This window comes from Parabacteroides sp. MSK.9.14, from assembly GCF_019041495.1.
GTDB lineage: Bacteria > Bacteroidota > Bacteroidia > Bacteroidales > Tannerellaceae > Parabacteroides > Parabacteroides merdae.
Window position 1 is genome coordinate 1 of sequence record NZ_JAHPXO010000022.1, and the last position, 14327, is coordinate 14327.

A 14327-nucleotide genomic window follows, 5' to 3' on the forward strand; every position below is an offset into this window, starting at 1 on the left:
TAAGAAATTTACTCCCCCATAAATGGCAAAGGTAGCATCGCGGAGACGATTACATGGTTATGATAGATGAATGATAGTTCAAAATGGCAACTATCATGCCATAACATATTGGTTTAAAACAATATACAAACGGATATGATAGTATGATGGTTGTTTTTGCAAAAACATTAGTTTTTCGTCACTTTCGGGGTAGGCCATGTGTTAAAGCTAATAAGTTTATTGCATAGCAAGGTAATGCTTGCCCTGTTGAATATTTCTGATCTCAAAGGCCAGTTCATCTACATGCTTGAGGATGCTTTTTGCTGTGGTGACATATAGTCCCTGCCTGTATGACCACGCATCAACTTGCATATGACGAACGGATGTACATTCAGACCTTTCAGATATTTCTTCAGGTTCTCTTCACCCGGCCCTGGAAAGAGTGTGATGGGCTTATGGGTGATGTTTCGCATTGTTCGGGAAAATCATTCGGATGATTTGGAAAAAGAGTTTCAAAAACGGTTGCTCTTTAAGCTAAGAAGCCTGAAAACAGGAATGTTAATATCGTCAGAAATCTTAAAAACAAATCAAATTGACAGCAACGAACCTGTTTTTATGATAAATCGAGTAGTTAAAAGGGTTGTCCTGATTATAAAAATGCGTACCTTTCCCTCCTGAAAACAACCGGTCTAACAATATATCCGTATGAAAAAAATATTCTTGCTTATCTTGTTGCCCGTCAGTCTCTTCTTTTCGTGTGTAGGAGACCGGATCGCATCGGAAACGATGGACCGGGCAGAAATACTTTTAGAAGCAAATCCGGATAGCGCTTATATCTTATTGAATGAGGTAAAAACTCCCGATAGGTTGAATGAACGGCAGTTTGCACGTTGGTGCATGCTGTATTGCCGGGCGGCGGATAAACTCTTCAAAGATATGCTATATACCGAACAACTCGACCGGGCGTTGGCTTGGTGTAAAAATCATGGGACCGCGGAACAGCGGGCTTGGATGGGACTTTATTTAGGACGTTCGTATGTGAAAGATAAGCTTTTTATCCCGGCAATGAAGGCTTATTCTGATGCGTTGTCGTTGGCAAAAGAGAAGTATTTATATGATGTAGCAGGGTATATCTGTAGCTATATGGCAGACTTGTACACTTATACGGGCCAAAGAAGCGAAGAGCGGAGGAAGTTTGAAGAAGCGGCAGAATTTTTTAAGCAGGCCGGTAACGAGCGGAGTTATGCCTTTGCCCTGCGAGATGTGGCTAAAACATGGGCATTTGACGATTCTTTGTCGTTGGCGCTTCACTATATGTTAATAGCGGATTCTGTTATTACAAGGTTTCAAGATTTAAGGGGGATTAGTTCGATTTCTAATGGTTTGGGAAATATTTATGACTTAATGGGCGATGTGGAAAAAGCGAGAGCCTATTATAGTAGAAGTTTAAGTTCTGATACGATGGATCAAGTTCCCTCTTATCTGGCTTTGAGTGATCTCTATTATAATGAAAGCCTCCTTGATTCAGCCCGCTATTATTTAGCATTAGCCACAGGTCCGTCATTGAACCCTTATACATCGATCGATTGCTTCTATTTAGGTTACCTTATCGAAAAAGAAGCTGGTGATACAGAAAAAGCGCTTTCTCTTTTGGAACAATATCAGGCAAAGAAAGATTCTTTATATGATCAACAAAAACAGGTAGATATTATTGATGCAGAGAAACGGCATGATGTGGTCACTGTCGTTCAAGACAATAAAAAACTTGTTGCAGAGAAACAGTTTTTGTTTGCTTTGGCTGTTATCATTTGCCTTTTGTTGATTGTGGGTTATCAGTTGAGGGATAGGAAAAGACGGCTTGAAATAAATCGGCAGCAACAGTTTTTAGAAGAGGAAAAAAATCGGCATGAGAAGCAAGAAACGGAACAGGAAGGTCGCCTTCGGGAGTTAACGGCAGAGATGGAAAGGAAAGCTGCTGCGCATGAGGATACAAGTGAATATAAGAAAGAAATCACCGTATTAAGGGTGGAAAAATTGAAGCAATCCTCTTTATTTGAAACAATGAAAGAGCGCTGTCGGAAAGTAAAACCTGATATCGAACAAAAACTAAACGAAGAGGAATGGAGAAGCCTGATTCGTCTGATTGATTCCCTTTTTCCGAATGTCAGCGTTTTTATGAAAGAAAATACGTTGGGTCTGACAAAAACAGAAACCAAGATCTGTTATCTCAGTTTCTTGGATTTGCACTTAAACGAGGAGGCTGTTCTTTTGGGAGTCAGTTCCGATTCGGCCAATAAGTTCCGAAGTCGTACTCGGCGGAAGCTGTGTCCGAATCAAAAAGGAAGCGATATAAATGGGTGTATCCTACAAAAAGGATGGTAATAGAGTAGATATGGGTATAAAAATAGGGACAGTTTTGTCTTCGGAAGTGTGGAATATACAGGTAAAGAGCATTAAAAAAGGATTTTGGAAGGATTTAGATCGTTTGCGTAAGCTATATGAAGTAAGTTTATGTATTTTATTATCAGTTTTATAGCAGCTGAGAAATAATTTTGTCCATATAAAAAGAAGGTTGTCCATATACCGATTTGTTGCATCCAATAATTCCCTCTATGTTTACATTTGAAAATATTAAACATAATATGAAGACATTTAGAAAAATTGGATGTTTACTGTTAATAGCGACATTTTCGTTTCCTTGCTTTGCCAAGAAACGAATATATCTGAAAGGGAAGTGGGATACTGCTCCTAAGTCTATTATCCCTAAACGACCTATTCAAGCATAGGTTGAAGACAACAACAAAGACTTGCTGTTGGAGTTTTTCGCTTAAGCGATATTGGTTTTGACATGAAAGCTGTAAAAGAGATCAACTTTTTATCACATATATTTCAAAAGACTGTTTTTCATAGAGAAAGAACGGTCTTTTGGATATGGATGTCCTCTGGACTAATTTATGCAATAGTCAAATTGCTGATAGGTAAATATAATAACTATAAAATATTTGAAAATGTTTTTCCTCACGTAATTAACGGATTACCTTTATATGTGGAGTATCCTACCGAATATTATGATGTAAACCATTATGGTCCGATCTTTGCGCTTGTGATTGCTCCATTTTCTATCTTGCCTGAATGGTTGGGGATGATTTTTTGGATTTTAATGAATACATATTTTCTTTTTTATGCTATTCGTCAGTTACCTTTCAATGAGAGTCAGAGGATTATAGTTTATTGGTATTCTTTGTGTGAGTTAATGACGGCGCAGGGGGTACAACAATTTAATATCTCTGTGGCAGCATTTATTATTCTCTCTTTTGTTTTAATTGAGAAAGAAAAAGAATTTTGGGCTTCTTGCTTGATTTTATTGGGAACATTAATAAAAATATATCCGATTGTAGGATTAGCTTTTTTCTTTTTTTCAAAACACAAATTGCGTCTTGTATTTTCCTGCGTTTTTTGGGGATGTTTGTTTTTGGTTTTGCCGATATTCTTCTCTCCGGGGACAGATTATATTTCTTCGCAATATATTGCGTGGTTGGAACGGTTGGAAATCAAAAATGGCCTCAATATGTTCGCCATATCTCAAAATATTTCTTTATTAGGAATCGTACGTAAGCTCACAGGCTGTTCTTTATATAGTGATTTGTGGCTGATTATACCGGGACTGATCCTATTCTTTATCCCTTATTTCAGAATTCAGCAATATAAATATCTCCGTTTTCGGCTCATGCTATTAGCTAATGTATTGTTGTATGTCGTGTTGTTTAGTACAGGAAGTGAAGCAAGTGGTTATATCACGTTGATGATTGGTGTCGCTATTTGGTATATTTGCAGCCCTTCTGTCCATAAAAGATATAATCGTTATCTCTTTTTTACGACCTTGATTTTTGTTGCTTTATGTTCTACCGAATTAGTTCCTCCCGGCATTCGGCATCATATTATCGGACCATACGCATTAAAAGCTTGGCCTTGCACAATCGTTTGCTTTACGATATGCTATGAAATGATTTTTTTAGATTTCAAAGACAGGGTTTGAAAGGAAATATTTTTAGTAATATTTGATAGGGGTTTTTCTCATTTTCCCGGTCATGTCAACAAAGTCAAACCAATAAAAGAGAGTTGATATGAAAAAGAGTGTGATGTTTTTATTGTTGAGTTTAGTGTGTTTATCTGTTTCCGCACAAAATGGGAAAGTGAAAAGTGGGGTAATAGGTGGTGTTTCGATGGATTGGTATAAGGATGAGGCGATGTCTAAAGGCAAAGTCGGGTTTAATATACCGGATATGAAGCCTTCTTTTCATGTGGGATATCAGTTGCAGTTCGAATTGAAACACCGTTTATCGGTGGATGCAGCCTTATTATATGGGCAGAAGCGGGGAGAAATTGCCTCGGTTGGCAATAAAGCGACTCCCGTTAAAGGTTACAAAAGTAAGTTTGCAAGGAATTACATGGCTTTGAACGGAGTTTTGAATTATAATCTGATCGGGAGGCTGAAGGTAGGAGTAGGAGTTGAGCCTACTCTCCATTTTAAGGATAATATTATGATTGGGAAGACAATCAAATCTGCCTTTGACGTGCCGGTCGTCGTCAAAGCCGCCTATGCTTTCAAATACTTCGATCTGGCCCTGACATACAAACAGGGTACTTGCAATGTAATGAAAGGAGTCCCTTATATGAAATCGGGACGGACACGTGATCTGCAAGTTTCTATCTTTGTCCCGATATTCCGGTGACACAAGTTCAGAACCCGGTAATTCTTATTATCTTTGCCAGTCAAAGTAATAAGAGTATGGAAGATGAATTTGATATAAGGGATGCACGGGTTCCGGAGAGCGAACGGGAGTATGAGAATGCGCTTCGTCCGCTTTCGTTTCATGACTTCAGCGGACAGGCCAAAGTGGTCGAGAATCTGAAGATTTTCGTGATGGCGGCCCGGATGCGTAAGGAGGCGCTCGACCATGTGCTGTTGCATGGACCTCCCGGATTGGGAAAGACTACATTATCCAACATTATAGCGAATGAATTGGGAGTCGGCTTCAAGGTGACTTCCGGGCCGGTGTTGGATAAACCGGGCGATCTTGCGGGAGTGCTGACTTCGCTGGAGAAGAACGATGTCCTTTTTATCGACGAGATCCACCGGTTGAGTCCGATTGTGGAGGAATATCTGTATTCGGCGATGGAAGATTACCGGATCGATATCATGATCGATAAAGGGCCGAGCGCCCGTTCCATCCAGATCGACCTGGCTCCGTTTACGCTGGTGGGGGCGACGACTCGCAGCGGTTTGCTGACAAGTCCGCTCAGGGCGCGTTTCGGGATCAATATGCACCTCGAATATTACGAGATGGAGACGCTGACGAAGATCGTGTTGCGTAGTGCCGATATCCTGAATGTGAAATGCGAGTTGAGTGCTGCACGCGAGATAGCTTCCCGTAGTCGTGGTACACCCCGTATAGCGAACGCGTTGCTGCGTCGTGTGCGTGATTTTGCACAGGTGAAAGGATCCGGAGAGATCGATAAGGCGATTTCCTGCTATGCTCTGGAGGCATTGAACATCGACCGTTACGGCCTGGATCAGATCGACAATAAGTTGCTGACGACTATCATCGACAAGTTTAACGGCGGACCGGTAGGATTGACGACTATCGCGACTGCCCTGGGAGAAGATCCCGGAACGCTGGAAGAGGTTTACGAGCCTTTCCTTATCAAAGAAGGCTTTATCAAACGTACGCCCCGCGGCCGCGAGGTGACGGAGTTGGCTTATACCCATTTGGGACGGCTTCGCCCCGATGGAATACAAAGTTCGTTATTTTAATTGTCAATTATCAATTGTCAATTGTTTTTAAGTTATGGCAGGAGGAATGAAGCGTCTCGCAGGAGAGACCGCAATTTATGGTGTCAGCAGCATTGTCGGGAAATTCCTGAACTGGATGCTGGTTCCGATGTACACGCGTGTATTGGCTACCGAGAGCGATTTCGGGATTGTGACGAATCTGTATGCCTGGACAGCCTTGTTGATGGTGATATTGACGTATGGGATGGAGACCGGCTTTTTCCGGTTTATGAACAAGAAGGAGATCAAGCTCCCGATGCGGGTATATGCGACGACGTTGTTCAGTCTGGCATTCACTTCCGTCCTGTTTATGGTGTTTGTGTTCAGTGCGCTGACGCCGGTCAGTAACTTTCTGGGATATGGTGCACATCCTGAATATATCGGGATGATGGCGGGGATTGTGGCGGTGGATGCCTTCTGTTGTATTCCGTTTGCTTTCCTCCGGTATCAGGGGAAGGCGGTTCGCTTTGCGGCGATCAAGCTGCTGAATATATTCCTGAATATCGTATTGGTAATATTCTTCCTGATCGCTTGCCCGTGGCTGTATGAATGTGCGCCGAGGTTGATAGGCTGGTTTTATGTGCCCGGCTATCAGGTGGAGTATATCTTTGTCAGCAATGTGGTTACTTCGGTGGTGACATTCTTGCTTTTGGTGCCGGATATGATACCCGGGTTGCGCGAGAAAGCCAGTTTCGTGTTGTTGAAACAGATGTTGAGATACTCGTTCCCGATCTTGGTCTTAGGGATTGCCGGGATTTTCAATCAGACGGCGGATAAGATTCTGTTCCCTTTCCTGTTCGAAGATAAGGATTATGCAGCTACCCAGTTGGGGATTTATGGAGCCTGCTTCAAGGTGGCGGTGGTGATGGTGATGTTTATCCAGGCATTCCGGTATGCCTACGAACCTTTTATTTTTGCCAAGAATAAGGATGACGATAATACGAAAGCATATTCGGAGGCAATGAAGTATTTCATTATCTTTTCGTTGATTATCTTCTTGGGCGTGATGTATTATCTGGATATTCTGAAATATTTTGTGGACGCCAAGTATTATCCGGGATTGCGTGTCGTGCCGATCGTGATGCTGGGCGAACTGTTCTTCGGGATCTATTTTAACCTGTCGTTCTGGTATAAGTTGATCGACCAGACGCAATGGGGAGCCTACTTCTCGACGATCGGCTGTGTGGTGACCGTGTTGATGATCGTGTTGCTGGCGCCGGTTTACGGTTATATGGCGTGTGCTTGGGCTTCGTTTGCCAGCAACCTGTTGATGATGATTCTTTCTTATGCGATCGGGCAGAAGAAGTTCCCGATTCAATACGATATAAGATCAGCCGTTATTTACGGCATATTGGCGGTTTTATTCTATGCAGCTGGGATGTTGCCCCGGATCGATTCGGAAATCCTTCGCTTGGGCTATCGCACGGTTCTACTCCTGATTTTCCTGGCAATCATCATTAGACGCGATCTTCCGTTAAGCGAATTGCCTTATATCGGGAAAAGGTTTGTATCTAAGAAAAACTGAACTAATTAAATGATGATTTATGGGGCACGTCTGCCAAAAGAAAACCTGTTGGCTATTTGTAGGGATTAATCGGAAGCCGTAAAATGAACCGGGCTCCCCCGGTGTAACAGGTATCCAGTTTGAGGGAACCGTTGAGGCGTTGGGTGATGAGGCGGCAGAGGTAGAGGCCGAGGCCCGAACCGGGGATAAAGTCGTCGTTTTTGGTGAAACGTTCGAAAATCCATTCGCTCTTGTCTGCCGGAATTCCGCATCCTGTGTCGGTAACGCAGATACACATAATCCTTCCTTCTTCTTCGGGCCGGTAGGAGAGCGTGATGCTTCCCTGATTCGTGAACTTGTTCGCGTTGTTCAGCAGATGGGAGATGATAATGCCGAAATGATTCGGGTCCGAATAGATCAGGTCGTTGCTTTTGTCACCTTCGACCTGGTAATGGATATCCGGCTTCTGCTGTAACTTTTTCAATTTGTTCATCTCGTGGTGACAGAGCAGACTGATGTGGACCGGTTCCAGCGGGAGGACCTCGTTGCTGCTGTCCAGTTGGGCGATTACCAGCACATCGTTCATCATGGAGGTGATGTTGTGGCAGTTCGTATAGATGATCTTGCTGAATTCTTTTTTCTCTTCCGGGCTTATACCGTCGCTGGTGATCAGTTCGGCAAAGCCATTGATCGCATTTAGCGGCGTGCGCACTTCGTGGCACATATTCTTGATAAAGGCGTTCTTCATCCGTTCGCTTTCCTGTGCCTTTTCACTGGCGATAATGACCAGCCGGTTCGATTCCTGCAATTCCTTGTATAACGATTTGATCTTTCCAAGGCGGAAGAATATGAAGATTCCGAAGCTGATCGAAAGAATGAGCAACGCGAGGAATAGATATAACTGGCTCCGGCTCTTTTGCAGATCTATTTCCAGTGCCTTTTTCTCGACCACCAGCTCGTCCACATGCTTTTTGATCTCCAGGTCTTCGACTTTGTTTTCCATGCTTCGTGTGCGTGCGGAATCCAGGAGTACGGAATATTCCTTGTAGGCTTCGTAGGCATCTTTATATCTGTGCAGACTGTCGAGACAGTCGATTTTGTCTTTTAGTGTCAGGACGATGTTTTCGGTCAGGTCGAACTGGAAATTGCCGTGGCGGAAATAATAGATGACCGAATCGTTGTAATCTGCGGCTTTCTGGAAATCCCGTATTGACTTATAATAGTTGAGCGAAGTGAAATAACGGTCATATTCAGCGGAGAATGCAGCATCTTCAGGATATTTCCTGTTCAAGTCGATGAAGTAGTTGAAATAGTAGGTTGCCATATCTTTCCCGACTGTTTCTGCTGCGGTAGCCAAAGTAGAGTAGGCGTTCAGCAGATGCCGTTTGCTTGTGTACGGGCGCTTCTTCATCTCTTTTGTGTCAGCATATTCCTTTTGCATGTTCAAGTAGCGGAGGGAGGCTTTCACCCGATTTTCGGGAGTCGCTTCCATAAGGCTTAGTATGTTGAGCGTATTCAGGCGGAACAGATACGAATAGCGGAGCGGGATGTTGTCCGACAGTTCGATCAGGTTGTTCATGTAATAACATACCTCTTTATAGATAGCATCCTGGTTTTTCGGATCGACCCGGTTGCTGTTCGCCATACCGAGGAGATAATAGTTCGATATTTTGTCAAGAACCGGCATGTCTTTTTCCGTTTCGAGGCGGAGTTTGTATTTTTCAATCAGTTTCATCCGGTCTTCGCCTTTGGTGTAATAGACAACACGGACATCCATGATCGTTTTCATATACGTGACGAGGAAATCGCGTGCTTTCCCTTTCAGCTCCCTTTCGGCTTCGGCGAGATACACCTTTGCGCTGTCTTTGGCATCGGTATTCACGTAAAAGCGCAAGATTTCGGTCAGGGCCGCTTCCTTATAATAGTCTTCGTCTTCTTCAAGTGCGAGCCAATAGAGCTGTTTGGCATATTCCACCTGTTCTTCCTGTCGGGAAAGATCCATCAGATTAGTCATGATTTCCAGTTTTTGCAGAGGAGAAGAGGCTGACGGCAAGGCTTCCGACAGTGAATCTTTTACTGCTGTATTTCCCTCCGTAGCGAGGGAAAAAGCGAGTAAGTATATCAAGAGAATGTAGTATTTCATCTTGTTTACCGGGATTTATTGAGAGTGTTCGTTGTCGTTTTTGTGTTGTGCGTTTGCAAAGTTACGTGAAAATCAATAATTATCAGGATATATACTTCGCTTATTTTATGTTCACAGCTCTTATTTTTTATTTCGAGATACTATTTCTATCTTTGTGCGGTTTAGGCGATGTGTTAAAACGGTTGTGAGAGAGTGTTAGCCATTATAAAGGCCGTTTTACGGGATGTTCGTATACAAACGTTGATTTTAATAGGATGGAAAAAGGATTGTTGCACAAGCAGATTAGGGACTTCTTTGTCCGTAATTTCGATGTCCGTCAGGAAAAAGAGGATGAACTCGAAACGATCGAGTCTATCCGGAAAGGCATAGAGTTTAAAGGGACGAACCTTTGGGTTCTGATCTTTGCGACCTTTGTCGCCTCGCTGGGTTTGAATACGAACTCGACGGCGGTGATTATCGGTGCGATGTTGATCTCCCCGCTGATGGGGCCTATCATGGGGTTCGGCCTGGGACTGGGAATCTCCGATTTCGACCTGATCAAGCGTTCCTTCCGTAATTTTGCCACGGCGACGGTATTCAGCGTCATCACTTCGACGCTCTTTTTCCTGATTTCCCCGATCAGCGAGGCGCAGAGCGAGTTGCTGGCCCGTACGCAGCCTACCGTTTATGACGTCTTGATTGCCTTCTTTGGCGGCCTGGCGGGGATCGTGGCGAGCTCGACCAAGAGCAAGGGGAATGTGATTCCCGGCGTGGCGATCGCTACGGCTTTGATGCCGCCGCTTTGTACGGCCGGATTCGGATTGGCGAGCGGTAACCTGTATTATTTCTTCGGTGCTTTCTATCTCTATTTTATCAATACGGTGTTTATCAGTCTGGCTACCTACGTGGTGGTCCGCCTGCTGAAATACCCGAAGAAGGTCTTTTTAAACAAACAGCGCGAGAAGATCGTGACGAGATATGTCGGGGTGATCGTTTTCTTTACCATCGTGCCGAGCCTTTTCCTGAGCTACAACCTGATCCGGGCCAGTTACTTCAATGACCGGGTGCGGACGTTTGTCGCGGATGAGTTGAGTTTCCCGAACACGCAGATATTGAGCAAGACGGTGACCGATACCAGCGACAAGAAAGAGGTGAAAGTAGTCCTGATCGGCGAGACCGTGCCGGAGACGATGATTGCGAACGCCCGTGCCAAGATGCCGAAATACGGCTTGAAAAACGTGGGCCTTGTCGTGCAGCAGGGTTTCGGGCAGGAAGCCACCGACATTAACGAGTTGAAAAGCCTGCTGATGCAGGACTTGTATAAGAATAGCGAAGAGGTTCTTCGGGCGCAGTCCCTCCAGATCGATTCGCTGAAACGCGACCTGAACAAATATCACAGTTACAATCATCTTACGTCCGAGCTGATGCCGGAAATGAAAGTCCTTTTCCCTTATATCAAGGAAGTCTCTTGTGCGCATACCTATCTGATGGATATGGATAGCATTAAACCCGATACCGTCCTGTTAGTCTACCTGAAAAGCAAAGAAAAAGTACGTGAGGCGGAACAGGAAAAGATCAAGAAATGGCTTGCCGCGCGTGTAGAACAAAAGAAAATCAAATTAATTATTGAATAACGAACAAAGAATGAATCGTATGAAGAAGTTGTGGGCAGTGTTACTGCTTCTCGTTGCTTCAGGCCAAGTGTTTGCCGATGAGGGCATGTGGGTACTGAAAGAGTTGAATAAACAAAACCTGGAGAGGATGAAGGAGTTGGGATTTACTCCGTCTTACGAACAATTGTACAGTGAAACTGACCCGTGTGTAGCCAATGCCGTGGTGATCTTCGGAGGAGGATGTAGCGGTATCACCGTCTCTAATGAAGGACTGATTTTCACCAACCACCATTGTGGTTTCGGTTCGATCCAGCAGTTAAGCAGTGTGGAACACGACTACCTGAAAGACGGTTTTGTTTCCCAGAGTAAGGAAGAAGAGTTGCCGGTTCCGGGCCTGACGGTCCGCTACCTGCGTGAGACGGTGGATGTGAGCGATCGCATTAATTCACAGATAGCTTCGATCAAGGAAGAGCACCTGCGTCTGGCCGCAGCCGACTCGATCGGGCAGGCGATGGCCGATTCTGTAGGAAACACGGAGTTCCAGGCTGCCGATGTCGTGCCTTTCTACAATAATAACAAGTATTTCCTGATCGTCTATGATGTCTTCAATGATGTCCGCATGGTATTCGCTCCGCCCAGTTCGGTCGGAAAATTCGGCGGCGATACGGACAACTGGATGTGGCCGCGCCATACGGGCGACTTCTCCGTGTTCCGCGTATATGCCGGAGCCGACAACAAGCCGGCTGCCTACAGCAAGGATAATAAGCCATACCAGCCTAAATACGTGGCTGAAGTGTCATTGCAAGGTTATCAGGACAAGGATTATGCGATGACGATCGGTTTCCCCGGCAGCACGGACCGCTACCTCTGTTCATGGGGTGTGCAGCAGCGTATCGAGGATAGCAACAAGCCTCGCATCGAAGTGCGTGGCATCAAGCAGGCGATTTGGAAAGACGCGATGTTGAAGAGCGACGAGGTGCGCATCAAATATGCTTCCAAATATGCCGGCAGCTCCAACTACTGGAAAAACTCGATCGGCATGAACAAGGGGCTGGCCAACCTGAAAGTGATCGACCGTAAACGCGAAGAGGAAGCCGCTTTTGCCGCCTGGGTGGCACAGGATGCAAAGCGTAAAGAGGTGTACGGCGACGTGTTGAGTCTTCTGGAAAAGGGATATACTTCTTCCAGTGAATATAAGAAGATCTCCACCTACCTGGGCGAAGCGTTCCTGAGCGGCGCCGAGATCGTGAAGCTGGCGCGCATGATCCAGAGCGTGGATGTGAAAGGTTCTACCCCTGAAGAAATCGATATCTTCCTCGAAGACAATATCAAGTCTTTCTTCAAGGATTATGACGCAAGCCTTGACCGGAAGGTGCTGGCGGCTATGATGAAGATCGTAAAGGAACGGGTTCCGGCAGAGAATCTTCCGGATATCTACAAGAAGGTGGACAAAAAGTATAAAGGCGATTATGAAAAGTATGCCGCCGATGTATTCAAGAAGACATCCATCCTGTCTTACGACAATATCGCCTCCATGCTGAAGGACCCGAAGAAATATGCGAAGCTGAAGAAGGACCCGGCTGCCGAGTTGAGCCTGTCCGTCCTCATCTCCCTTTTCGAATTGCAACAGCTCACGGGTGATTCTTATTACGATATCGCTAAGGGCGAACGCCTCTATTTTGCCGGCCTGAAAGAGATGCACCCGGAGAAGGCTTTCGCTTCGGACGCCAACTTTACGATGCGTGTGAGCTACGGTTCCATCGGCGGCTACCGTCCGTACGATGCTGCCTGGTATGATTACTATACGACCCAGAAGGGGATCTTCGAAAAGGAAAACCCCGAAAGCGACGAGTTCTGGGTGCAACCCGAAATCCTCAACTTGATCCGTAGCAAGGACTTCGGCCAGTATGCCAACAAGGACGGCGAATTGCAGCTTTGCTTCCTCTCGAACAACGACATCACAGGCGGTAACTCCGGCAGCCCGGTGTTCGACAAGAACGCTCGCCTGATCGGCCTCGCCTTCGATGGTAACTGGGAAGCGATGAGCGGCGACATCGCCTTCGAACCGGATTTGCAGCGCACGATCAGCGTCGACATACGCTATGTGCTCTACATGATCGACAAGTGGGGGAAATGCCCGCGGCTGATTGAGGAATTGAAATTGGTGAAGTAATAGTGGGGGCGGATTCCTTTTGGCTTGATCAGAAAGCGACCAAAGGAAGTTTACCTGAATATATTATATTAAAAAAGTGCCGGGAAGGATGGAGTGAAACCTCCTTTCCGGCACTCTGTTTATATGACAAGTGTGCTTTTTCTGTTTAATCAATCTTGCAGACATCCACATCACAATTCAGCAATAAGAACGGCAGCAGCCATTTCATATAAATGTTTTGCAAAACTAACCATCATACTATCATATTCGTTCGTATATTGGTTTAAACCAATATGTTATGTCATGATAGTTGCCATTTTGAACTATCATTCATCTGTCATAACCATCATGGTAAAAAACGATAACTTCTTGTGTGTCAATTGTACGATAAAAACGGGGACCGTTCGGGAAGAGGTGCGAAACCTGTTAAAACAGCTTCTTTTTTCATCAAGATAGGCTTTTCTTTTGTCAAAAACAGCTTGCAAAGCCGCTTGAGACCCGGGTGTACCCATCATGGAGACCCGGGTGCGGGAGAGGTGCAGACCCGGGTCTGTGTGAGGTCTTTACGGGGATGCGTGGATGTTTATCCGCCATGTTGGAGGTACTTTTATGCCTTGTTTTGGCATCTTTTTTGCCGATGGCTGTTTTTTTGGCTGTAAACGGAAAGTATGGAAAAGCCTTTCCGCATCCATACGCTCCTTCTCACACTTACGGCGTTCATCGCCGAACAGGTCAAGATGAGGATGCCTACGTTGTTTCTCCCGCTCAATCCACTCTTTGCCCTGCATCACAAGGAATTCAATTTTGATTCATCGGAAGATTTGTTCTGCAATTTCCTGAGTACGTACAGTCCCCTTCGGGACGATCCTCGCATGTAAAGGTTGCTTCTTTCCGTCGCTTTTGGGGTTCGGGTTTTCATATAAGGTATGAATAAAAATTTGCTTATTTTTATTAGTAGTATTGTATGTTTATTTTTTCTGACTTCAGAATGGAATAACATGCTGTCCTGATTATGTGAAGGTTCTTTTATGATTAAGAGCTAAGCATGGTCAAGGCGGTTTTAAAATTTTGTAGGATACAATGAAAGCATTATTCATAATGTCCCTTATGAACGAGTATCTTAT

General features: G+C 44.8%; 10 protein-coding genes and 1 pseudogene. 8 read left to right on the plus strand and 3 right to left on the minus strand.

The features are described from left to right. Positions 1-278: 278 nt before the first annotated feature. Positions 279-452, minus strand: coding sequence for a hypothetical protein (locus tag KTG12_RS12520; protein WP_005633684.1), 174 nt, complete (start codon positions 450-452; stop codon positions 279-281). A gap of 313 nt (positions 453-765) precedes the next feature. On the opposite strand from KTG12_RS12520, the gene KTG12_RS12525 reads away from it, so the two are divergent. The 5 genes from KTG12_RS12525 to KTG12_RS12545 all read left to right on the plus strand — a co-directional run bounded on the left by KTG12_RS12525 (position 766) and on the right by KTG12_RS12545 (position 7337). Beyond that, positions 766-2361: a lipopolysaccharide assembly protein LapB gene (locus KTG12_RS12525; protein ID WP_227225902.1), complete on the plus strand. Its 1596-nt coding sequence runs from the start codon at positions 766-768 to the stop codon at positions 2359-2361. Positions 2362-2827: 466 nt separating this feature from the next. Continuing rightward, positions 2828-4015 carry a glycosyltransferase family 87 protein gene (locus KTG12_RS12530; protein ID WP_155144436.1) on the plus strand — a complete coding sequence of 396 codons (1188 nt, stop codon included), beginning with the start codon at positions 2828-2830 and terminating at the stop codon, positions 4013-4015. 88 nt (positions 4016-4103) lie between these two features. Further along, positions 4104-4712: an outer membrane beta-barrel protein gene (locus tag KTG12_RS12535; protein ID WP_022322526.1), complete on the plus strand. Its 609-nt coding sequence runs from the start codon at positions 4104-4106 to the stop codon at positions 4710-4712. Positions 4713-4768: 56 nt separating this feature from the next. Then, positions 4769-5794 (plus strand): Holliday junction branch migration DNA helicase RuvB, encoded by a 1026-nt coding sequence (ruvB, locus tag KTG12_RS12540; protein WP_005645102.1) that lies wholly within the window; start codon positions 4769-4771, stop codon positions 5792-5794. 34 nt (positions 5795-5828) lie between these two features. After that, positions 5829-7337 (plus strand): lipopolysaccharide biosynthesis protein, encoded by a 1509-nt coding sequence (locus tag KTG12_RS12545; protein ID WP_122204081.1) that lies wholly within the window; start codon positions 5829-5831, stop codon positions 7335-7337. Positions 7338-7389: 52 nt separating this feature from the next. Here KTG12_RS12545 and KTG12_RS12550 read toward each other — a convergent pair whose 3' ends face one another. After that, complete coding sequence (locus KTG12_RS12550; protein WP_138272571.1) at positions 7390-9459, minus strand: HAMP domain-containing sensor histidine kinase; 2070 nt, start codon at positions 9457-9459, stop codon at positions 7390-7392. A gap of 254 nt (positions 9460-9713) precedes the next feature. Here KTG12_RS12550 and KTG12_RS12555 point away from each other — a divergent pair, with 254 nt between their 5' ends. The 3 genes from KTG12_RS12555 (at position 9714) to KTG12_RS22285 (ending at position 14081) form a co-directional block, all read left to right on the plus strand. Next, on the plus strand, positions 9714-11072 hold the full coding sequence (locus tag KTG12_RS12555) for a TIGR00341 family protein (RefSeq protein WP_005633661.1): 1359 nt from the start codon (positions 9714-9716) through the stop codon (positions 11070-11072). A gap of 19 nt (positions 11073-11091) precedes the next feature. Next, a complete protein-coding gene (locus tag KTG12_RS12560) occupies positions 11092-13224 on the plus strand; it encodes a S46 family peptidase (RefSeq protein ID WP_349186538.1) in 2133 nt (710 codons plus the stop codon). Positions 13225-13871: 647 nt separating this feature from the next. Beyond that, positions 13872-14081 carry a hypothetical protein gene (locus KTG12_RS22285; RefSeq protein ID WP_022322522.1) on the plus strand — a complete coding sequence of 70 codons (210 nt, stop codon included), beginning with the start codon at positions 13872-13874 and terminating at the stop codon, positions 14079-14081. Here the strand turns inward: KTG12_RS22285 and KTG12_RS22290 are convergent. Next, positions 14073-14141, minus strand: a pseudogene (locus KTG12_RS22290) (hypothetical protein); the annotation flags it as partial. The gene KTG12_RS22285 and the pseudogene KTG12_RS22290 overlap by 9 nt on opposite strands. Positions 14142-14327: the final 186 nt, after the last annotated feature.

Bases quoted from the DNA above. Each gene is read 5' to 3' on its own strand.
- KTG12_RS12520 (WP_005633684.1), bottom strand. From the start codon at position 452: ATGCGAAACATCACCCATAAGCCCATCACACTCTTTCCAGGGCCGGGT.
- KTG12_RS12525 (WP_227225902.1), top strand. From the start codon at position 766: ATGGACCGGGCAGAAATACTTTTAGAAGCAAATCCGGATAGCGCTTAT.
- KTG12_RS12530 (WP_155144436.1), top strand. From the start codon at position 2,828: ATGAAAGCTGTAAAAGAGATCAACTTTTTATCACATATATTTCAAAAG.
- KTG12_RS12535 (WP_022322526.1), top strand. From the start codon at position 4,104: ATGAAAAAGAGTGTGATGTTTTTATTGTTGAGTTTAGTGTGTTTATCT.
- ruvB (WP_005645102.1), top strand. From the start codon at position 4,769: ATGGAAGATGAATTTGATATAAGGGATGCACGGGTTCCGGAGAGCGAA.
- KTG12_RS12545 (WP_122204081.1), top strand. From the start codon at position 5,829: ATGGCAGGAGGAATGAAGCGTCTCGCAGGAGAGACCGCAATTTATGGT.
- KTG12_RS12550 (WP_138272571.1), bottom strand. From the start codon at position 9,459: ATGAAATACTACATTCTCTTGATATACTTACTCGCTTTTTCCCTCGCT.
- KTG12_RS12555 (WP_005633661.1), top strand. From the start codon at position 9,714: ATGGAAAAAGGATTGTTGCACAAGCAGATTAGGGACTTCTTTGTCCGT.
- KTG12_RS12560 (WP_349186538.1), top strand. From the start codon at position 11,092: ATGAAGAAGTTGTGGGCAGTGTTACTGCTTCTCGTTGCTTCAGGCCAA.
- KTG12_RS22285 (WP_022322522.1), top strand. From the start codon at position 13,872: ATGGAAAAGCCTTTCCGCATCCATACGCTCCTTCTCACACTTACGGCG.